The sequence below is a fragment of the Streptomyces sp. NPDC093111 genome (assembly GCF_040683955.1).
Taxonomy (GTDB): Bacteria; Actinomycetota; Actinomycetes; order Streptomycetales; family Streptomycetaceae; genus Streptomyces.
On record NZ_JBFBNW010000028.1, the window covers coordinates 70278 to 91258 of the forward strand.

A 20981-nucleotide genomic window follows, 5' to 3' on the forward strand; every position below is an offset into this window, starting at 1 on the left:
GCCGCGGACGGCCGCCCCCGGTGATGCGGCGTACCAGTGGCGGATGAGCGTCGACACCAGCCGTACGTAGCCGCTCTCCCCCGCTGCCCTACCCCGCTGCCGCCAGCCGCCAGCCGGGGAATCGCTTCCCGACGACGCGTGCGGCGAGCCCGAGAGCCTGCCGCTCCTCGGCTTCGTACTGAAGAGGCTGTGGGACGACCGGTTCGCCGGCCGGCTGCGCACGAGCACGTACGAGGCGATGCACAGCGTTTCCGGCGCGTTCTGGAGACGCCACCTGTGCGACGTCGTCGGCCGGGACCTCGCCCAGGACGAGCGCCGTGGTATGCCCGCCGGACTCCCGGACCGGGTCTGCCCGGCCTGACACCCGCCGCGCGCCCGTGTCGCGGGCCGTCCCGGATCAGGACAGCCCCGGGTCTGGCCGGTATCGACGGCTGTCAGCGCACCGCTGAATGGGTAGTGTGCCCGCCTGTGACTACCCCGTTACCGCGGCCCGGCCACGCCCGGACGGCCGCCGAGTTCGTCGCTCTGCTGCGGGCCACGAAGACCCGGTCCGGTCTCTCCTACCGGACGCTGGAGCGCGAGGCCCGGAAGGCCGGCGACCACTTGCCGGTGAGCACGATGGCGAACGCGCTGGGCCGGGGGTCGCTGCCGCGGCCGGAGGTGGTGGCGGCGCTCGTCCGCGCCTGCGGCGGCGACCCGGCGGCGGTACGGGAATGGCTGGCGGCACACGAGGTGCTTGCCCGGCGGGAGGGCGCCCCGCGCACCGAGGCCGTCGCCCGGCCCTCCCCGGAGTCATGGGGCCCCCTGGCCGCGGGCGGTGCCGAGGAGGATGCCGGAGGGGACCGCTGGCCGCTCACGCCCTGGCTGCTCCCCGCCGATCCGGCGCTGTTCGTGGGCCGTGAGGAGGAGTTGGACACCGCCTGCCGGATGCTGGACCGGCCGGGGCCCGGGCCATCGGTCGTCCTGGTCACCGGTCCCGCGGGGGTCGGCAAGACCGCTCTCGCCGTACGCGCCGGCCATCAGCTGGCCCCCCGCTTCCCCGACGGACAGCTCTACGCCGACCTTCGGGGGTTCGACGCGGAACCGGCCGAGCCGTTCACGGTCCTCGGGGCGTTCCTGCGGGCGCTTGGCGTACGCGGCGGTGTCGTGCCCTCCGACATGACCGACCGCGTCCACCTCTACCGCACCCTCCTGGCCCAGCGGCAGACCCTGATCGTCCTGGACAACGCGGCCGACGCCCGGCAGGTGGGCGAACTCCTCCCGAACGGCGCCCGCTGCGCCGTCGTGGTCACCAGCCGCACCACCCTGGCCGACATGAGCGGTCACCGGCTGCCGCTCGGCGTCTTCGACTCCGCGACCGGTCTGACGCTGCTGCGCGAGATGCTGGGCACGGACCGCACGGCCGAGGACGCGGGTTCGGCACGGTCCATCGTCGACACCTGCGGCGGCCTGCCCCTCGCGGTGTGGGTCGCCGGGGCGCGCCTCGCCGCACGGCCGCACTGGCCGCTGCGGAAGGTCGCCCGCGCCCTCGCCGACGAACAGCGCCGACTCGACGAACTGGCCGTCGGGCACATCGCCGTACGCGCCAGCCTCGACCTGTCCTACCAGGGGATGACGCCGGCCACCCAGCACGCTCTTGGCCTCCTCGCCCTGATGCCTACGGCCGACTTCGGGGTCTGGGCCCTGGCCGCCCTGCTGGGGGTCGACCTGGTGGAGGCGGAGAAGGTGCTCGACGACCTGGTGGAGGTCCACCTCGTCGGGGTCCGCGCGGTCGGCACCACCGGCATCCGCTACCAACTGCACGATCTCGTACGGGTACTCGCGCGCGAACGGGCCAGCGGCGAGCTGCGACGGCAGGAGCGCGCCGAGGCGCTCACCCGGCTCCTCGGCGCCGCCCTCCATCTGGCCGACCGAGCGGCGGACACGCTCAGCGTCGACTTCCAGGGCGTCTCGCAGAGTGACCTGGTCTCCTGGCGGCTCTCTCCCGGGGACACGGAGCAGTTGCTCGCCGCTCCGCTCGCGTGGTTCACGGAGGAGCGGCAGTTCCTCATCCAGGTGGCGGACCAGGCGCTGGACCGCTCGGAGGTGGCGCCGGCGGCGGGGCTGGCGACCACGCTGACGACGCTCTTCCAGGTCGGCGGGCACTTCGACGACTGGGAGCGTTTGCAGAAGCGGTCGTTGAAGGCCGCCACGCACGTCGGCGACCGGCGCAGCGCCTCGCAGCTCCACCGCTGCCTGGGCGAACTCACCACCATTCTCGACCGGTACCCCGAGGCGCTGGACCACTTCGAGCAGGCGCTGCTGCTCGCCGAGGGCCTGGGGCCGTCGTACCGGGCGAGTGCGACCGCCGGTCTCGCGTACGTACACCGGCTCCTCGGACAGTACGAGGCCGCCGTGCGGCGCTTCGAGGAGGCCGCCGAGCTGGCACGGAAGGCGGGGAACGTCAACTGTCTCGTCTACGCGACCACCGGCATCGGTGTCATCGCGCTCGAACACGGCCGGGTCCCGGCGGCCATGGAGCGGTTCACGGAGGGCCTGCGCGTGAGCCGGAGCGGCGGCTACCGCCCCGGTGAGGCCCAGGCCCTGCGGTGTCTGGGGCAGAGCCATCGCGCCCTCGGGGCCTACGCCCCCGCCGCCGAGTCCTTCCGGCTGGCCGCCGCGATCAGCACGGAACTCGGCGACCGGCTCGGGGCCACGCACGCGACCTGCTGGCTCGGCGACATCCTGGTCCGCCAGGGCTCCCTCCACGAGGGTCGCCGCATGCTGGCCCGCAGCCTGTGGACCTACCGCGAGTTCGGCAACATCTGGGGCGAGGCGGCCGCCCTGAACGCCTTGGCGGAGGCCCAGTTGTCCGCCGGCCGGCCGGAGCACGCCCGTCGGCGCGCGGAGGCCGCCGTGCGGCTGTGGCAGGACATCGGCGCCCGGACCTGGCTGGCCACCGGTCTCGACACGCTGGCCGAGGCTCACGCCCTGGGCGGCGACCACGACGCGGCGGCCCGAACCCGCGAGGCGGCCGCGGCGGCCCGGCGCGGAGCCGTGGCCCTTCCCTCCGGGGCGGGGCCGGCCGACGGCTAGCGGGGGCGGCCGGCGGCGCCCCGCGGCCGCACGGCACACGGTGGTCAGGCATCGCCGGGCCTGAGGCCGTGGCGGACCCGGCCGAGAACCACCGCGGCGAGCCGGTCGAACGGTACGGGTCCGGTCTGGCGGGAGTCGTAGCTGACCTCGTGGTTGTCACCGAGGACGTAGACGTGCCGGGCCGGCACGAGGTCCGTCGAGGAAGGCCGGCCGGGTGTCCGGTCTCCGGGAAGGGCGGCGACGCGTTTGATCACGGCGGTGGGCAAGGGCCCGCCGGGCAGGGCGTCCTGGCCCTCCGTGACGTCCCCCGCCGCGCCCCCGGCCGGTCGCATCCGGATCGCGACGACCGCCCCTCTGCGCACGAGGCGTGCCGGCACTTTGAGGGCCAGCAGCCGGTCCCCGTCACGGTAGGTGGGGGTCATGCTGGAGCCGCTGACGTCGAGCAGGACGCAACGGCGCCGGAGCAGGAACGCGACCGCGCACCCCAGGACCGACAGCCCGGCGGCACTTCCCGCCGCCACGTACGCGGAACGCCTCCGCACCGGCCGCGTCACGGACTCAGACCGGGCAGCACGAGGGGGTGGGACGTGCCTGTCTCTTCGTCCGCCACGTCGTCACCGGAGCCGTCCGTCCGTTCGCGGTAGCCGCGGGACTGCAGCGTGAACAGCCGGTGGTAGGTCCCTTCGCGGTCCATCAGGGCGGCGTGGTCGCCCAGTTCGGTGATGCGCCCGTCCTGGAGGACCGCGATGGTGTCGGCGTCCTTGACCGCGCCGAGCCGGTGCGAGATCAGCACGCTGGTGCGGCCGGAGCGGCGGGCCCGCAGCCGGTTGTGGATCTCGTGCTCGGCGGCCGGGTCCAGACCGGAGCTGGGCTCGTCCAGGATCAGCAGGTCGGCGTCGGCACGCAGGAACGAGCGCGCGAGGCCGATCCGTTGCCACTGCCCTCCGGACAGCTGTACGCCGGACGCGTGGTCGTCCTCGCCCCGGAACGTGCGGCTCAGCAGGGTGGAGTACCCGTGGGGCAGCCGCGTCACGTCCTCGTGCACGCCCGCCAGCCGGGCCGCCGCCTCACAGCGTTCCGGTACGTCGAGGGCGCTCAGGTCGCCGACGGCGATGTTCTCGCGGGCCGTGAGCTCGTAGCGCATCGGCTCCTGGAAGGTGGCGGCGACACGGCGCCGCAGCTCCACCGGGTCCATGGCGTGCAGGTCGACTCCGTCCCAGAGGATGCGGCCGCGGGTGGGATCGTAGAACCGGCACAGCAGCTTGACCAGCGTCGACTTCCCCGAGCCGTTGACGCCCACGAGGGACAGCGCCTTCCCCGCCTCGATGCGCAGGTCGACGCCGCGCAGCACCCAGGGGGTGCCCTCGTCGTAGCGGAACCACACGTCCCGCAGTTCGACGGCGTCCCGCAGGGGCGGGACCGCGGTGGCGCGCCGGGGGGCGGGGAGGTCGGGGCCGAGTCCCACGACGGTGACGTAGTGATCGAACATCATGAGGGAGTGGTGCACCTGCCCGGTCTCACCGGCCAGTCCCGCGATGGCGCTCTGTACGGCGGGGATGGCGGCCAGCACAAGGGAGACGCCGCCGACCGTCATGGTCCCCCGTGCGGCGGAGGCGACCGCCCACAGCAGTGCGGCGCCCGCCAGGAGGGAGGCGGCCACCTGAAGGCAGGTCTGCACGCGCAGTTCCCTGCGGTCCATCAGCTCCCGCAGCCCGTCGGCCCTGCGCCGTTCGGCCAGCAGACGTTCCCGGAAGAAGCGTCCGGCGGCGTAGAGCCGGATCTCCTTCGCGGCCTCCACGCTCGACAGCAGCGTCGCGTAGAAGAGTTCCCGGCGCTCGGCGGGGCTGATCTCCCAGAAGGTGGCGGCACGCCGGCGGCTGAGCACGATCTCCGCCCAGAGCACGGGGACACCGGACAGCGACACGACGACGGCGAGCAGAGGATGCAGGACGGCGAGGGAGCCGAGGAATCCGACGAGGAGGACGCAGCCGCGGACGATGCCCGCCACGGCCTGGACCACCTGGAAGGGGGCGAGCCCGCCGGCGTGCTGCGCCATCCGGAGACGGTCCAGGAACTCCGGGTTCTCGAAACGGCCCAGCCCCACGAAGCCGTCGACGGCGGTGTGCAGCCGTTCCTGGACGAGGAGACTGGTCGCCCGGGTCATCCTGGCCTGGAGGTAGGCGGTGAGCTGAGGGGCGCCGGCCGACACTGCGCCGGCGACGGCCAGCGCGACGGCGGGGCCGAGGCTCCCGCGTATGCCGTTGCCCGCCGCGAGCCCGTCCAGGATGTCCTTGACCAGCCACGTGACCACCACGGGCGCAGCGGCGGACACCACGGTCACGGCCAGGAACCCGGCCATCGCGGCGGGGGTCGCCCGCAGGCCGAGCCCGAGGGCCGAGGTCACCGCGTGGTGAAGCGGCACCGCGCGGAGTGGCGCGGCGGCACCCGGGGCGGGACTCATGCCCGCCCGGCCGGAACGGCCGTGAGGACCGAGTCCCCGACCGCGGCCACGGTGGGCGGCTCCCCGGCGACCGCCGAGACGGCGAACTGGGCGGGGAAGGCCCTGACGCCGAAGGCGCTCGCGCAGGGCCCCTCCGGTGTCTCCCGGATGACCCGGACCACGGAAGAGAGCTGCTCGGCCATCGCCTGGGCCTCGTCCGCGTACCGCTGCTCGTGGCTCCCCGCCACCACGACGGCGATCGCCTGGCGCCGTCCCTGGAGCGCGCCGACCTGCTCCACGAAGCGGGGCAGCTTGTCCCGGCACGGCTTGCAGCCCGGGGTGAAGAACGACACCACGGCGCCGTCCGTGAGGTCGCGTTCCGTCAGGGGCATGCCCTCGATGCACCGGGAGCTGAAGGGCGCCACGGTCGCGCCCACGGGGATGCCGCCGTCCTCCGTGAGGGCCGGGGCGGCGGAGGAGCGGTTCCGCAGCCGGCGGAGGACCGCGAGCGTCAGCAGGAGGTCCAGCGCGCAGAGCGCGCCGACGACCACCAGCGCTATGGCCAGGTAGACCACGGGAGGCCTCTTCTCGGTAGAGGGGATCAGATGCTCGTACGGGTCGGGGCGGCGGGTGTGGGCCGCAGCAGCGTGACGAGTTCGTCTCCGACGACCAGGAGGAGAGCGGCCGTCGCCCCGCACAGCCAGGCGGTGAACCGGGCCTGCCAGGTGAGGTGCCCGCCGTCCCACACGCCGGGGGCGGCCGTCGCCGCGACGGCGAGGAGCAGGGCGTTGCGGACGAGTTGGGGAGGGCCGACGGGGCCCGCCGAGGTGCCGAAGCAGCGGCAGGCCACCTGTTGTCCGGCGCGCAGGGCGCGGGCGACGGCGTAGGTGAACGAGGCCAGCAGACCGCTCGTCGTCAGAAGACCGGTCAGCGCGGGAAGCCGGCCGCCATAGGCCTCGGGCCAGGCCAGGAGCACGGCGCCCGCCGCTTCCGCGACGACGACGCCCACCGCGAGGGCAGGCGCCCGGGCGGCGGACACCCGCCCCAGCGTCTCCACGGAGTACGTGAAGGCATGGAAGGACTCCGCGTTCCTGATCTTTCCGAGTACTGCCGCCGCGAAGACGAGGACGAGCGCGATCCGGCTTACGGCCGAGACGAATTCCACTGGGTCTCCCGGGGAGAGATCCGTGGCCCGGCCCTGGTGCGAGCCGGGCCACGGGACGGGTCGTACGGTGCCCGGACGAGGGCGGCCCCGATGGTGCTGACGGGGCATGGCGCCGCGGAGCTACCACCTGCGCCGTGCGGCGGTCACGGGGCCGGACGGGCGGGGGCGGTTCAGCAGCCGCAGCTCATGAACTCGCGCCTGTTGAGGTCACAGGACCAGACGCGCTGCGTGTAGTTGCTGAAACTGCCGCACGCGCTGTTGATGCACCGGTAGATCCAGTAGCCGGTGCACGCGCTCGCCGTCTCCTGCGGCACCAGCTGCTCCAGCATGCGGTCGGCCCATCCACGGACGGTCTTCATGTGAGGTCCCTCCTGTCGGTTCTTCCCTGGTCTGGCGATGGCGTCGGGGCGCCGGGCCGCACATGGACGTCCCCCGTGCTGCGGAACGCGCCCCGCCGCTCGATCGGTCAGGTCCCCGTCCGGTCGGCCGGGGCGGTACAGAGTCTTCGCCGGGCCTCGGGCCGTGACAACGACCGGAGCGTGTTCGGGACTGTTCGGGACAGCGTGCGAAAAGGGTGCGCCGGTGCCAGGGAACGACGACGGCGCGAGGACCGGCCCGCCCCGGAGGTCGGGGGCAGGGCCGGCGCTCGCGCCGGTCAGGCGGTCACGCGCCTCGTGCGCGTGGGGGTCAGCGGCGCAGCTTCAGGCGGTGTACGCCGCCGTCGACCGTGCCGACGTAGAGCGAGCGTCCGTCCGGGGCGGCGGCCAGCTTGGTGGTGTCGGTGTTCTGCAGACCGCTGGAGACGTTCTCCCAGGTGAGGCCGGAGTCGGTGCTGCGCAGTACGCCCCGGCCGCCCTGGACGAGGCCGGACTCCTTCGAACCGGCGGTCGCCGCGTAGAGCGCTCCGCCCACCCGCAGCAGGTCCGCGACGTGGACCGCGAGCGGGCCGGTGTCGGCGGTGCGGAAGGTCGTGCCGTCATCGGTGCTGATCCGGACGGACGATCCGCCGACGATCAGGCGCCGGCCGTCCTTCAGGATCGCGGTGACGGGGCCCTCGGCGACCTTGGTCTTGGTGACGCCGCCGTCGTCCGAGCGGTAGAGGCCCGAGGCGTTGCCGAGCCAGAGGCGCCGCGGGTCGCGCGGGTCGCCGGCCATCGCGTCGAAGGACCTCTCGTGGAAGAGGTTCTTCCACGTCCTGCCGCCGTCCAAGGTGGAGAACAGCCCGTTGCCGAAGATGCTCCTGAAGCTGATCGTCACCCGGTCGGGATCGGCCGGGTGGACCAGGATCGAGGTCGGTATCTCCGACGAGGTGCCCTTCACCTGCCAGGTCCGGCCGGCGTCCCCACTGCGGGAGACCTCGAAGAGCCCGGTCGCGGTGCGCCGGACCTGCCACACGACCTTGGTGTCCCGCGGCGAGACGGCGATGTGCGAGGTGAGCCGGCCGGTCATGCCCTCCGCCCCGGTGTGGCCCCACTCGGGGCCGGTGACGGGGATCGCGGTGCGGTAGGTGCCGCTCACCGTTCCGGCGAGCAGCCGGTCGCCGCTGGCCGCGAGGGCGAAGGGGGTCAGGCCCTGGACGCCGATCCTCTGGTATCCGGTGCCGTCGGCCGAGCCACGGTACAGGCCGTCCTGTTCGCTGGACACGGTCACCGAGCCGTCGGCCCAGCGGTCGTAGTCCATCGCGATGGCGGCCTTCGAGGGAGCGGACACCGGCTTCCAGGTCCTGCCGTGGTCGTGGCTGACCTGCCCCGCGCCGAACAGCGCGCGCAGGTACAGGTCGCCGCCGGAGGCGGACAGGCCGTTGCCGCCCTCCGCGACGGGCAGCAGGGTGGACCAGGTGCGGCCCTTGTCGTAGGAGCCGCGCACGCCGGTGCCGGGGACGTAGGCCGCCACCACGGTGGAGTCGGCCGCCAGACCGCGGACGGTGTCCACGGGCCCGTCGAGGACGCGGTGCGCCGTACCGGGGTCGCCCTTGCCCACGCCGTCGAGGCGCCAGACGCTGTCGAAGGTCGCCAGGTACAGCGTGTCGCCGACGAGGGCCGCGTCACGGACGCCGCCGGTCACGCCGGTGGGGTACTCCGCCCAGCTGTCGCCCGCGTCCGTGCTGACCAGCAGGGTGCCGCCGACGATCGCGGCGAGGGTACGGGTCTCCTCGTCCGCGACGAACGCGTCGACGCGCGCGTCGGGCACGTCGAGCTTGCGCCAGGTGCGGCCGTTGTCGTCGGTACGCAGGATGGTGCCGCGGCGGGTGGGGTCGGCGGCCGTGTTCACGGCGTACCACCAGCGGTCGGGGCGGCGGGCGTCGACCACGACCGCTCCGGTGCCGTTGCCGTCGGCGACGGGCAGCCGGCCCACCTGGCGCCAGTGGGCGCCGCCGTCGGTGGTCAGCCAGGGGGCGGCCTTCCGGAACTGGGTCACGACGGCCTGCTTCGGCCGGGCGGGCGTGAGCGCGACGTGACCGGCCTCGCTGTTCGGGCCGATGGGCTCCCAGCGGTCGCCGCGGCTGCCGGCGGGGGTGACCTCGAAAGCACCGGTCCCCGTGATCCGACGCCCGTCGGTGGTCGTGGCCGACACGGACAGGCGGTAGGCGCCGGCCGTCCTCCCGGTCACGTCGGCCTGGTAGTAGCCGGCGCCGTTCATGGTGGTGCGCAGGGTGAAGGCCTTGCCGTGCGGCGGCGTGACCCTGATCTCCGGCGGCGCGTTCAGGGCGGCCGGGGCGGCGACGTGCACGGTGGAGCGGCCGTCGCTCGGGTCGGGGGACGCCTGGACGACCAGGTGCCGGACGACGAGCAGGTACGGCACGCGGAGGGCCGGGCCGCGCGCGGGGGTGGCGGTGATCCGGCCGCTGATCTCCGTGTCGGTGGCCGGGCGGTCCGCGCGCAGGGTGACGTCGACGGTCGCCGACCCCCCGGCGGGGACGGTCACCCGCGACGGGGACACGGTGGCGGGGCCGGTGCTGGCGAGGGTGACGGGCAGCGGCTTCTCGCCGGGGTTGGCCAGGCGTACCTTCGCGGTGCCGCCGACGGTCCGGTCCGCGAGGTCGGCGAGGCCGAACGACACGCTCGTCGGGAGGGCGGTGAGGGTGGCGGACGCGGCGGTGGCCACGTCGAGGCGTCCGTTGCCCTGGACGGTGGGGCCGGTGCCGGCGAGGCCCTTCGCGGTGCCGACCAGCGCGGACCTGATCGCGTCGGGGTCCTGGCCGGGCCGCAGTTGGCGCAGCAGGGCGGCGGCTCCGGCGACGTGCGGGCTGGCCATCGAGGTGCCCGACATGCGGTAGACACCGGGTGCGTACATCGAGGTGGGGATCGAGGAGCGGATCTCCACGCCGGGTGCGACGAGGTCGGGTTTGAGTCCGAAGCCGGTGCCGGGTCCGCGCGACGAGAAGGAGGCGATCTCGTCGGTGGAATCGGTGCCGCGCAGGGTGACGGACACCTTTCCGGCGGCCAGTTCGCGGCTCAGCTGGGCGTACTGGGTCGTGTCGATGCCCATGACGACCAGGCGGTCCATGCGCAGCGAGTCGCCGGAGGCGGCGGTCCGGGTGAGGTCGGGGCGGGCGGGGGTCTCCCGCGCCTCGGCCACTCCGGGGGTGGCGGCGAGCACGGGTCCGTCGTGGACCGGGAGGCCGCCGAGGACGGCGAGCGCGCCGCGCTTCTCGGCTTCGCGTGCCCAGTCGATGTCGCTCTGGCTCAGGACGTCCGTGTTGGGGGGGACGAGCAGGTCGGCGCGCAGGATCTTGCCCCGGACGTCACCGACGCGCTTCCAGTCCTCGGCGGTGCCCGCGCCGACGTCCACGAGCGGCGCGGTGACCGGTCGCGTGGGCGGGTTCGCGGACAGCACGCCCCGGTAGGTCTGGATCAGTTCGGGCTCCTTGCCCGCCAGGTAGGCGCTGGGGATCCGCAGCCCGCTGGTGGAGGCGCCGACGGCGATGACGCCGTCGGCCGCCGCCGGTGTGCTGATGGTGCCGCTGCCGGGCCCGGAGTTGCCCGCCGCCGCGACGACGACCACTCCGGCGCGTACGGCGGCGGTCGCCGCGCGGCCCAGCGGGTCGGTGCCGTCACCGGGGCCGCCGAGGCTCATGTTGATGACGTCGGCCGGGTGCGGGTTGCCCGGATCGGCAGCCGCCTCGATGCCGGCGATGATGTCGGAGGTGTAGCCGCTGCCGTCGGCGCCGGTGACCTTGTAGGCCAGCAGACGCGCGTCGGGCGCCATGCCGGTGACGCCTTCCTTCCCGGCCGCCTTGCCCGCGATGATGCCGGCGACGTGGGTGCCGTGGCCGTTGTCGTCCATCGGGTCGTCGTCACCGTTGGCGAAGTCGTAGCCGCCGACGACCTTGTGGCCCTCGCCGAAGCCGCCGCCCAGGTCGGGGTGGCCGTAGTCCACGCCGCTGTCCAGGACCGCCACCACGGTGCCCTTGCCGGTGGCCTTCACCCCGGCCGGGTCCTCGCGCTTCCATACCTCGGGCGCTCCGGTCAGCGGGACGCTGATGTCCGTGCGCACCTGTATCCGGGTGTCGGGGCGGACGGCGGTGACACCGGGCAGCGCGGCCAGCCGCGCCTTCTCGGAGGCGGGCACCGTCATGGCGACGGCGTTGAGGAGCAGACCGAGCCGGCGGGGTGCGGCGGGGTGCAGTCCGGCCTGCCGTGCTGTCGTGACGAAGGCGTCCTGCCGCGCCGCCAGGGCCCGTCGGGCGTCGCCGACGGCGGAGGTGGTGCCGGCGGTCAGGGAGGTGAGTGAGCCGCCGGGGGCCGCTGCCACGGCGGCGTCTCCGGACAGCTCGACGATGACCCGCTGGTGCGGGTCGGGTGACGTCGCGGTCGCGGTGCCTGGCGTCGCGGTGAGCGTACCGGCCAGCGCGACGGCGGTGACCGCGGCGGCCGTCAGACGTCGGCTGCTTCGTGGGTTTTTGGCCATGGGCAGAAGTCCTAGCGCCGAAGTGACTCTCCGTACAACGGATCTTGGCGGCCCATTGCTGCACCTGGCACAAGTGGGCCAGGATCGGCATATGACGAACGAGCTCACCGCGGCAGGCATCGATCCGTTCGACGAGAGCGTCTACCGGGCCGTGCTGACCCGGCGTACGGCGGCCCCCGCCGAGCTCGCCGGCGACCTCGGCTGCTCCACCCTGCGTGCCGCCAGGGCGCTGGACCGCCTGCACGACCACGGCCTGGTCGGGCGGCTCGCGGGTGTCCGCCGGCGGTACGCGGCGATCGAGCCGGGCGCCGCGGTGGAGTCACTGGTCCGCAACAGGACGGCGGAGTTGGACCGCGTCCGTTCGGCGGCGGGCGAGCTGTCCCGCCTCTTCGCGGCGGCGCAGGCCGGCACCGCCGGGGAGGAGGAGGTGGAGATCGCCACCGGCCGCGAGGCGCTCGGGCGCTGGTTCGTCCGCCTCCAGCAGGAGGCGCGCGAGGACGTCATGACACTGGACCGGCCACCGTACGCACTGACCACCTCCAACCCGGTGGAGAGCACGGCGCTGGGGCGCGGCGTGCGCTACCGCGCGGTCTACGCCCCCGAGGCGCTGGAATGGCCGGGAGTGCTCGAGGACATCCGCGGACTCGTGCGCCGTGGCGAGCAGGCCCGGGTGATGCCGGGCCTGCGGATCAAACTGGCCATCGCGGACCGCCGACTGGCGCTGATGCCGCTCTCCCTGGACCTCGACGGCGTGCGCGCCGCGGTCATCCGCCCCTCCACCCTGCTGGACGCCCTCACCGACTACTGGGAACTGTGCTGGAAACAGGCCCTGCCGCTCGACGTACCCGCCGAGGACCCGCTCGGTGAGGAGGATCGTCTGGTGCTCACCCTGCTGGTCAGCGGCCTCAAGGACGAGGCCATAGCCCGCCAGCTCGGCTGGTCCGTCCGCACCATGCGCCGGCGCATGAGCCGCCTCCACGAACTCCTGGGCGCGGTGAACCGCTTCCAGGCCGGCGTCGTCGCGGCACGCCGCGGCTGGATCTGACCCGCCATCGGCCGAGTGGTCGCCGAAGGAGCTCGGGTGAACGGCCGCTTCGGCCCGGCAGTGCCGCCGCGTCCAGCCCAGCCCTGCTCCGCCTCCTCTCCCTCACCGAGGACTCCGCCGAGCCGGAGAGGTTCCGGCCGTACCTCGCAGGCCGTCACGACCCTCACGCGAACCCTGTCCGACCCGGACGCGGACGTCACCGAGGCGTCCTCTCCGGACTGCTGCCGCTGGCGAGCGAAGACATCGTTCCCGGCGACCGCGAGAACGCCGCTCGGGCAGCGGCCGGGCCGGGGACGGGAGCGGCGCCGGGATTCTGCCGGCCGGAACCCGGTCAGGGGGTCCAGGTGGTCGGGGCGGCGGCGATGTCCCGGACGTCCATTCCGTTCGCGGTCTGGCTGACCAGGTCGACGGGCCTGCTGGGTAATCGCCTTGACGGGGTGACTGCTGGCGGTGAGGAAGGCCGCGGCGACGGCGTAGAGCTCGTTGGAGTGCTCCAGCGCGGCTGCCCCGAGGGTGCCGAAGTCGACGATGCCGGGGGCGCCGGGCCGCTTCTCCTGGGCGATCCGCAGGAGCTGGATGTTGCGGGACATGGCGTTGGTGACACAGGCCGATGCCCGTGAAACCAAGATGCTTCGACGGGCATCGGTCGGGTACCGTGCGGACCATGTCGAGTCCTGAGTCAGACACGGTGGGGGCTTTCGGTCACGCCGTCAGCCCCTGAACCACTGAGCTCGTAGCCCTGTCGTCGCACCGCTCCCGCGGTGCCACGCGTGTGAGCATGGGGCTGGCCGCGGTGACGAGATGACCTTCTCGTGCTTCTCTCACCTCGGAGCGACTCGATGCCTCTTCCTCTGTATCTGCTTGCCGTGGCGGTCTTCGCCATGGGGACCTCGGAGTTCATGCTCGCCGGCCTCTTGCCGGACATCGCCTCAGATCTTGACGTCACAGTCGGGACAGCGGGCGTCCTCACATCGGCGTTCGCGATCGGCATGATCGCCGGCGCCCCTCTTGTGGCCGCGCTTGCCCGCAACTGGCCCAGGCGCGTCGGCCTTCTCGGGTTCGTTCTCGTCTTCGCGGCAGCTCACGCCGTGGGCGCCGTCACCACGAGCTTCCCCCTCCTGTTCGCCACTCGGGTCTCGTCAGATCGCCCCGCCCCACAACCAGAGCAACGACCCGACTGCCTGGAGTTGGTCACCATCCGCAGGGCCATGCCGCTCAATCAGCCCAGCCCTCAGTGTCCGAGCACGACTCGTAGGAGTAGCGCGTGTTGCGGTCCCACTCCTCCCCGGTGATGTATCTGTATGGCCGGGCCATGGGGCAGAGACAAGGGGCATGGCTGTCAGTCACACCAAGCACAATGCGCTCATGAGCTACAACCTGGCTGTCTGGGAAGGCATCCGCCCCGTCGACGACGCGACGGCAACAACAACCTTCGAGGATCGCTACCGCATGCACATGAGGCACGTGGGAGGCCAGAAGACTTCGCCGACCCTCGTGATCAGGCAGTACGTCGAGGAATTGGTGACGCGCTGGCCCGACATGAGCCCCGATGACGACGAAGAGGCCGAGGATGCCTGCCCCTGGTGTGACGGGCCCTTGATCAACAACGCCGGCGGCCCGCTGTTCTATTCGGCATGGTCTTCAGCAAGTATCAGGAGGCCGCGCCGTTTGCGGTTGATCTCGCCCGAACTCTCGGTCTCGTCTGCTTCAACCCCCAGGACGGCCGTCTGCTCTCCTGATCGGCATCGTTACGGTCACGGTCGAGTACACCGCTGCTGGGCGGCCGTGCCCTGCGTACGCGTCGCTCAGGCGGTGCAGGTCTGACAGGAGGCCCGGTGTGCGGCGTGGGCGGCGGTGAGCGTGTCCAGGTGGGCCTGGGCATCGGTGGCGGAGTGGGTGGAGAGGCCGCGCAGCACCCGCCAGTGGCCGGTGGTGAGGGAGAGCTCCGGCGCGGCGGTGCGCAGCGGCCAGATGTTCTGGCCGGCGGGGATGACGGCGCTGATCGAGCACCAGCCGATGGTCCGGACCATGTCCTGCTGGGCACAGCACCAAGCTGCTGGAAAGCCGACATACACCCCGTTCTCACCCTTTCGAGATCGGGCGGGCAGGCAAGTGCTGCTCCTCTAGGACGCCCCGTGGGGTGTGCCTTCAAGCTAGGCACGGCCTGCCTGTGATTCGCCGTCGTCGTAGGAGACATGCCCGCCGCCATAGGTCTCGACGTCGTAGACGGTGGCCGCGGACTCGTCGTTGAGAGTCAGAAGACGCTCGACGAGCCGCAACGGACACCCGCCCGAGAGCCGGCACGTCAACATCACCAACAAGGGGCTGAAGCTCTGGGGCTGATCGGCACCGGGCCCAAACATCGGCCGGCCCAGGCTCGGCTGCCGCGCGGGCTGAGATTCTCCTAGGGCGCGGGCGTGATGTCGCTGCACGGCGGCTCGACGAAGTGGTTGTCGAGCTCCGACTTCCAGTGCGCGGCGATGGCCTCGGTGGTCTGGCCCGTCGGAACCGGCCGGGTGAAGCGCGCCAGCCAAGTCCCGTTGTCCGGGCCGATGACCGACACCTCGTACCGGCCGCCGGCCGGCACCTTCATCTCCGCGCCCTGTGGCAGGCCAATCTCCGCGTCCGTCGGCAGCGTCCCCTTGAAGACGGCCAGGGTGTGGACCTTGAAGGTCTGCAGGCCGGCGTCGGCGCCCTTGGTCAGGAACGGGCCGCGGTCGACGACATCGACCAGGGCGAGGTTCTGCGCACGGGCCGCCTCGGCCGCGTCGGAGGAGGTCGCCACGCGCAGGGACTCGACCTGGGCCGCCTGGACCGCGTCGTCCTGCTGCACGTAGGTGAGGCCGACGCCTGCCGCAGCGAGCGTGACGGCGAAGGCGGTTCCGAGCACGAGCTTGTTCATCTCAGCCTCAGAGCTCCTTGTAGCTGGTCTTGTCGATGTCGGGGATCCACGTGATCTCGTACCCGGCGAGGGTGCCGTCTTCCACATCGGGGAGACGACCGCGTCGCTCTTGTGGCACAGGTCCAGGGCGTGCCCGAGTTCGTGGAGCGCGACGTAGCGGTGCCGGTCCCGTGCGGCGCCGGCGAGCTTCTGCTTGTTGAAGTTGACGTAGTCGGTCGCCCCGAACGATCCGTGCCGCTCGTAGTGGCCGAGCGGGTCGGTCGCCCGGGTGCCGAGGTTGCCGTCCTTGAACTCGACGTCGTTCGAGGTGAGCGCGGAGTCCGCCACGATTTTGATCTTCGAGCCGGAGTACTGCCACGCCGAGATCGCGAACTTACGGGCGCCGTCGTAGGCGGTGTTCTCCGTCCAGCGGATCTCCCCGTCGTCCACCGCAGAGTTGCTCCTGGACTCGGTCTCGCCGCCTGCGCACGCGGCCGCCGCGACTGTGCGCGCCGGGGCCGGGGCGCCGGCGAGGGCTAAGCAGGCTGCGGCCGTGAGCAGTAGAGGGAGCCGTCTCCTCATCACGGCGCGCAGCGTAGTAGCTGGTCCGGGGAGTAGGGGTGCGGTCGGTCGGAGGTGCACCCGGACGGGCGACGGCTCGTCAGCTGTGGCCGTCGCAGGTGGTCTTGCCTGCCACGGCCACGGTGGTCGTTGCGGCGCTGGGGTGTAGTGGACGACCGAGTCGTCACACGGGCCGTCGGCGTACGCGCTCAGGGCGTCGATCTCGCTCTGGTCCGCGGACAGGCCCCAGCGGCTTGTCCGCAGTCCACTCCTCGATGTACCGGCAGGTCGCCTCCGGGGCTGGCGGCATCCACTGGGCCGGGTCCTGGTCCGCCTTCGAGCGGTTCGACCGGGCGGTCACCGTCACCAGGCTCGACGCCGCGCCCTGGTCGTTTGCGTAGGCCTCGCGCCGCGCGGGGGTCCAGGCGCTCGCGCCGGAAGCCCAGGCCTCGCCCGGTGGCACCATGTGGTCGATGTCCGGCTTCGCCGCATCGGTCACCTCTTGGCCGTCGTAACAGGAGATCCAGCGGCCTCCGGTCAGCTTGCAGCCGGCACCAACCGTCGGGGGCTCGATCTCCTCCGCGAGCAGCACCTCCGCGCGCGTGTTGCAGCCGTTGGCCAGGTCCAAGCCGCCATTCCAGTGCTTGAACTTCGTGCGCTCGTAGGGGCCGCGAGATGGAACACCGGGGCGAGATGCCATGGCAGAGTCTCGTCGGCCGCTTGGTGGAGGTAGTGCGGGAGGCGAGGGCCTGGGCCGCTCGCGCGGTGGGTTCACCAGCGAGCTCCACCTGAGCGCGGACGGCCGCTGCCGCCCGCTGTCTCTGGTCGTCACTCCAGGTCAGCGGGCTGACTGCACCCAGTTCAAGCCGGTCCAGACCGGGCCTGGGACGACCGCGCAAGAAACGGACAGCCTTGCCGCCGACAGGGCCTGCAGCAACGGCCTCGTCCGCGAGTACGTGCGGCGGCGGGGAATCCGTCACACCATCCCGGAGAAGAGCGACAGTCAGGTGGCCCGCCTGCGCAAGGGCGCACGCGGTGGACGGCTGCCGGGTTTCGATGGGGACCGCTACAAGAAGCGCAACACCGTCGAGCGGGCGGTTGACCGCCTGGAGCAGTCCCGGGCGGTCGCCACTGTCCCTGCTCGGTCCCCGGCTGCCTGAGACTCCGGCCGCTCGCGGCGTCGGCTGCCGGGTCCTGCGTTCCGTGGATCCAGGGCGGGTCGTCCACGAGGACGACGTACGGGTCTCGGTCGTGCCACGCGTATCGCATCGCACGGCTCGCGACGAATGGCCTGCTGAGCGGCTGCCTGGCTGCGCGCCAGGGGTCGACCGGCATCCCTGTGTGCCCACGCACCGAGCCGATTGCCATGCACATGTCGCTGTGAGGTATGACTGGCCGTGCCACGGATCCGCCGTGCGCAGATCAGCATGAATTCCTAAAAGGACATTGTGAGACAGATATTCATAAGAGCGTCAGTCACGGCAGCCGCCTGTCTGTTGCTCACGTCCGTCGTCGCCCCGACGCAGGCCGTCGCCGCGGCACCGCCGTCCGTTTGGGTCGCGAGCGGGGCCGACCACGTCTTCTCGTCGTCGCCCGCCCCTGGGCGGCCGACGAACGCGGTGACGCTCTTCGCGGCGCGCAACGAGGTCCAGGCCGCCCAGATCGTCGTCCGCTCGGGCGAGACGCTCGGTGGTGTGTCGGTGCAGGCGAGCGACCTCACCGGGCCGGACGGAGCCGTGATCCCGTCCTCCCGGATCACCGTGAACCGTGAGTACGACCACCCGAACATCGCGAAGGTCCAGACCGGACGCCAGCAGGAGCCGCCGAACGGCGGCACCAGCTACTACGACGCGCTCGTCGGCAACGCCCCCTACCAGCTGCCGCCGAACACCACGCAGCCCTACCACTACAGCGTGGCGGTGCCCACCGGACAGGCGCCCGGCACCTACACCGGCAGGGCCACCGTGCAGAGCTCGGCCGGCCCCGTGGACGTGCCGGTCTCCGTGAAGGTGTACGACACCGAGCTGCCCCCGACGAACCGCTCGACGTTCCGGATGAACAACTGGTTCACCTCGGTCGGCTGGGACTACCAGTGGACGGCGACGTCCATCCCCGACCAGTACGGCGTCGCGGACTTCTCCCCCCGGTGGTGGACGCTCATGGGGAACTTCGCCAAGAACCACGCCAAGCACCGCAACAACGTCATCTACGCGGACTTCCAGGCCCTGTCCATCCCGGACACCACGCTCGTGAACGGCACGTACACGTTCACCTGGACGAACTTCGACCGCTTCGTCCAGCTCTTCCAGGACGCCGGGGCCCTGCAGTACATCTACACCCCCACCCTCGTGGAGGACGCCGGTCGCAAGGTCGAGGCGCTCGTCAGCGACGGCAAGGGCGGGGTGAAGATGACCTACCTGACGCCCGGCACGCCCGAGGCCACCGCGTACCTCGACACCGTTCTCCCCGCGCTGAAGGCCCACCTCGACTCCAAGTGCCTGGACGCGGGGCCGACCTGCGCACCCGGCCGCCGGTGGAGCGACGTGTTCTACATGAGCGCGGTCGACGAGCCGTACCGCGCCGACCAGACCCAGGTCTCCGCCGCGCGCTGGCTGTACGAGCGCTTCCACGCGTACTTCCCCCAGGGGCAGTCGAACGAGGCGCACCACGAGGCTGTGCCCGCCCTGGACGACGTGCTCGGCACCATCACGCCGCTCGCCAACGATCACTACGACGAGAACGCCGGCTACTACCAGAGCCAGCGGTTGGCCGGTAAGGACCTCTGGCTCTACTACTGCAACGGCCCGCAGGACCGCCACCTCAACCGGTTCATCAGCTACCCGCTCTCCGACTCCCGGCTGACCCCGTGGATGGTCTCGGCGGTCGGCGGCAACGGAGCCCTGCACTGGGGCTGGAACATCTGGACCTGGCCGGTGGGCAGCCCCGCGACCCGCTACGACCACATCGACACGTTCGACGGCTGGACCAACGGGGACCCGTTCCTGGTGCGCCCGAACAAGGACGCCCTCGACGTCTACGACAGCATGCGCAGTGAGGCGCTGCTGGCCGGCCTCCAGGACTACGAGCTGCTGACCCGCCTCGCCGCCGTGAAGCCGGTCCTGGCCCGGGCGCTGACCTCGTCCCTGATCACGAGCACCACCGAGACCGCCACCTCGGGCGCGGAACTCGACCACCGCCACAAGCAGATCCTGGACGCGCTCACCACCCAGGGCGCGGACGCGTCCTACCCGTTCGCCGAGGACTTCGCCTCCGGCGTTGACGGCGAGTGGCGGCACACCCGCGGCTCCTGGGCGGTCACCGGCGACCAGGCGTACGCGCAGGGCGACACCGCCGCCGACTGGGACACGGTCTCCGCGGTGGCCGGCCGGGCCTACCAGGACGTCGCGGCCTCCGTCGACGTCCGGATCACCGGTGTGAACGCCGACGGCGGCAAGACCAACTGGGCCGGCCTGACCGTGCACAGCCAGAACCCCACCGACCGGCAGACCGGCTACCTGGTGGCGCTGCGCGACAACGGTGAGGTCTTCGTCCACCGCAGCGGCGTCGACCTCGCCAAGGCGAAGGTACCCGGATACACCTCCGGCCAGACGGTCACCCTGCGGGCCGTCACCCACGGCGCCACCCTCAAGGTGTACGCCGGAGCGGCGGAGCTGATCTCCCTCACCGACGCGAGCTACCCGGTCGGCAACGTCGGCCTGGCCACCGGCGGAGCGAGCGCCCGGTTCGACAACGTGCGGCTCAACCCCGGCACCAACCCCGTCGAGGGCGCCGCCGTGACGGCCTCCAGCAGCTACGAGGGCGACGGCTGGAGCAGCAAGGCCCTCACCGACGGCCGCCGCTCCCTGGCCACCGGCACGAACGGCTGGAGCAGCATCGACAACCTCTCCGTCGACCACACCGAGTCGGTGACCGCCGACCTCGGCGCGGCGCGCCGGATCGGCCGCCTGGACCTCTTCGCGCGCGCCGACGGCGCCAGCACCGGCCTCGGATTCCCCGTCGACTTCACCATCCAGGTGTCCGCCGACAACGCCACCTGGACCACGGTCGCCGACAAGCACGGCCACCCCAGGCCCGACGCCTCGGCCCAGGCATTCCCGTTCGCGCCCACCGACGTGCGCTACGTCAAGGTCACCGGGACGAAGCTGCGTACCGACCCGCACGGCAACTATCACCTGCAACTGGCCGAGATCGAGGCCGCCGGCGACGAACTGGCCGCCAACCGGCCGGCGACCACGTCGAGTTCCATCGAGGGCTCGGGCTGGAAGCGCACCGCCGCCACGGACGGCGTACGGAACTCGGCGCAGGGCTACTCGATGGGCTGGTCCAGCCTCAAGTCGCCCACAGCGACGGCCGACGAGTCGATCACCGTCGACCTCCAGGGACCGAGCCTGATCAGCCAGGTCCGGCTCACCCCGCGCACCGACGGCGTGAACACGGGACTCGGGTTTCCCGTCGACTTCACCATCCAGGTGTCCGCCGACAGCACCACCTGGACCACGGTCGCCGACAAGCACGGCCACCCCAGGCCCGACGCCTCCACCCAGACCTTCCCGTTCGCGCCCACCAACGCGCGCTACGTGAGGATCACCGGCACCAAGCTCAGCGCCGACCAGTTCGGTGACTACTACATGCAGCTCGGCGAGATCGGCGCCGGCTGACGTCCGGATCGCCAGGACGGCCCTGGCCCCGGCCCCGGCGATGTGCCGGGGTCGGGGACCAGCGCCTGTTTCCCGTAGGCAGCCTCGAATCAGCGGGGACGGGAACGAGGCCCCGTCCGCCCACCCCCTGATGAAAGAGGGGCTGCGACTGGAGGCGGAGGCGTGGGAGGCCCGGTGGAAGGAAAAGTGGCGCCGCTCACCGTCTGGGGGTGAGGGGCGCCACC

General features: G+C 72.3%; 13 protein-coding genes and 3 pseudogenes. 7 read left to right on the forward strand and 9 right to left on the reverse strand.

From position 1 onward, the window contains the following. Positions 1-130: 130 nt before the first annotated feature. Positions 131-361: pseudogene (locus AB0Q96_RS35180) on the forward strand (hypothetical protein); the annotation flags it as partial. A gap of 107 nt (positions 362-468) precedes the next feature. Beyond that, complete coding sequence (locus AB0Q96_RS35185) at positions 469-3075, forward strand: tetratricopeptide repeat protein (RefSeq protein WP_365332711.1); 2607 nt, start codon at positions 469-471, stop codon at positions 3073-3075. Between the two features lie 44 nt (positions 3076-3119). Here AB0Q96_RS35185 and AB0Q96_RS35190 read toward each other — a convergent pair whose 3' ends face one another. From AB0Q96_RS35190 to AB0Q96_RS35215, 6 genes are all read right to left on the reverse strand, one after another. Next, positions 3120-3596: a S26 family signal peptidase gene (locus tag AB0Q96_RS35190; RefSeq protein ID WP_365332713.1), complete on the reverse strand. Its 477-nt coding sequence runs from the start codon at positions 3594-3596 to the stop codon at positions 3120-3122. A 29-nt stretch (positions 3597-3625) separates the two neighbouring features. Next, a complete protein-coding gene (locus AB0Q96_RS35195; protein ID WP_365332715.1) occupies positions 3626-5497 on the reverse strand; it encodes an ABC transporter ATP-binding protein in 1872 nt (623 codons plus the stop codon). Positions 5498-5532: 35 nt separating this feature from the next. Next, positions 5533-6090, reverse strand: coding sequence for a redoxin domain-containing protein (locus AB0Q96_RS35200; protein ID WP_365332717.1), 558 nt, complete (start codon positions 6088-6090; stop codon positions 5533-5535). Positions 6091-6116: 26 nt separating this feature from the next. Beyond that, positions 6117-6680 (reverse strand): MauE/DoxX family redox-associated membrane protein, encoded by a 564-nt coding sequence (locus AB0Q96_RS35205; RefSeq protein ID WP_365332719.1) that lies wholly within the window; start codon positions 6678-6680, stop codon positions 6117-6119. Positions 6681-6850: 170 nt separating this feature from the next. Then, positions 6851-7039, reverse strand: a complete 189-nt coding sequence (locus AB0Q96_RS35210) for a hypothetical protein (RefSeq protein ID WP_361629291.1) — start codon at positions 7037-7039, stop codon at positions 6851-6853. Between the two features lie 328 nt (positions 7040-7367). Next, positions 7368-11591 carry a S8 family serine peptidase gene (locus AB0Q96_RS35215; protein ID WP_365332721.1) on the reverse strand — a complete coding sequence of 1408 codons (4224 nt, stop codon included), beginning with the start codon at positions 11589-11591 and terminating at the stop codon, positions 7368-7370. A 91-nt stretch (positions 11592-11682) separates the two neighbouring features. On the opposite strand from AB0Q96_RS35215, the gene AB0Q96_RS35220 reads away from it, so the two are divergent. From AB0Q96_RS35220 to AB0Q96_RS35230, 3 genes and pseudogenes are all read left to right on the forward strand, one after another. Continuing rightward, positions 11683-12636: a helix-turn-helix domain-containing protein gene (locus AB0Q96_RS35220; protein ID WP_365332723.1), complete on the forward strand. Its 954-nt coding sequence runs from the start codon at positions 11683-11685 to the stop codon at positions 12634-12636. A gap of 839 nt (positions 12637-13475) precedes the next feature. After that, positions 13476-13772, forward strand: a pseudogene (locus AB0Q96_RS35225) (MFS transporter); the annotation flags it as partial. A gap of 229 nt (positions 13773-14001) precedes the next feature. Further along, positions 14002-14460 (forward strand): hypothetical protein, encoded by a 459-nt coding sequence (locus tag AB0Q96_RS35230; RefSeq protein ID WP_365332725.1) that lies wholly within the window; start codon positions 14002-14004, stop codon positions 14458-14460. Here the strand turns inward: AB0Q96_RS35230 and AB0Q96_RS35235 are convergent. From AB0Q96_RS35235 to AB0Q96_RS35245, 3 genes and pseudogenes are all read right to left on the reverse strand, one after another. Next, positions 14442-14666: a hypothetical protein gene (locus tag AB0Q96_RS35235; RefSeq protein WP_365332727.1), complete on the reverse strand. Its 225-nt coding sequence runs from the start codon at positions 14664-14666 to the stop codon at positions 14442-14444. The genes AB0Q96_RS35230 and AB0Q96_RS35235 overlap by 19 nt on opposite strands. Before the next feature lie 374 nt (positions 14667-15040). Then, positions 15041-15967: a hypothetical protein gene (locus tag AB0Q96_RS35240; protein WP_365332745.1), complete on the reverse strand. Its 927-nt coding sequence runs from the start codon at positions 15965-15967 to the stop codon at positions 15041-15043. Between the two features lie 267 nt (positions 15968-16234). Further along, positions 16235-16742, reverse strand: a pseudogene (locus tag AB0Q96_RS35245) (HNH endonuclease family protein); the annotation flags it as partial. A 34-nt stretch (positions 16743-16776) separates the two neighbouring features. Here AB0Q96_RS35245 and AB0Q96_RS35250 point away from each other — a divergent pair. Together AB0Q96_RS35250 and AB0Q96_RS35255 are read left to right on the forward strand one after the other, a co-directional pair. Continuing rightward, positions 16777-17238: a transposase gene (locus tag AB0Q96_RS35250; protein WP_365332729.1), complete on the forward strand. Its 462-nt coding sequence runs from the start codon at positions 16777-16779 to the stop codon at positions 17236-17238. Between the two features lie 336 nt (positions 17239-17574). Continuing rightward, complete coding sequence (locus tag AB0Q96_RS35255; protein ID WP_365332731.1) at positions 17575-20757, forward strand: glycoside hydrolase domain-containing protein; 3183 nt, start codon at positions 17575-17577, stop codon at positions 20755-20757. Positions 20758-20981 lie beyond the last annotated feature (224 nt).

Excerpts from the sequence above, each read along its gene's own strand:
- AB0Q96_RS35210 (WP_361629291.1), bottom strand. The coding sequence starts at position 7,039 with ATGAAGACCGTCCGTGGATGGGCCGACCGCATGCTGGAGCAGCTGGTG.
- AB0Q96_RS35235 (WP_365332727.1), bottom strand. The coding sequence starts at position 14,666 with ATGGTCCGGACCATCGGCTGGTGCTCGATCAGCGCCGTCATCCCCGCC.
- AB0Q96_RS35230 (WP_365332725.1), top strand. The coding sequence starts at position 14,002 with ATGAGCTACAACCTGGCTGTCTGGGAAGGCATCCGCCCCGTCGACGAC.
- AB0Q96_RS35220 (WP_365332723.1), top strand. The coding sequence starts at position 11,683 with ATGACGAACGAGCTCACCGCGGCAGGCATCGATCCGTTCGACGAGAGC.
- AB0Q96_RS35215 (WP_365332721.1), bottom strand. The coding sequence starts at position 11,591 with ATGGCCAAAAACCCACGAAGCAGCCGACGTCTGACGGCCGCCGCGGTC.
- AB0Q96_RS35250 (WP_365332729.1), top strand. The coding sequence starts at position 16,777 with ATGGCAGAGTCTCGTCGGCCGCTTGGTGGAGGTAGTGCGGGAGGCGAG.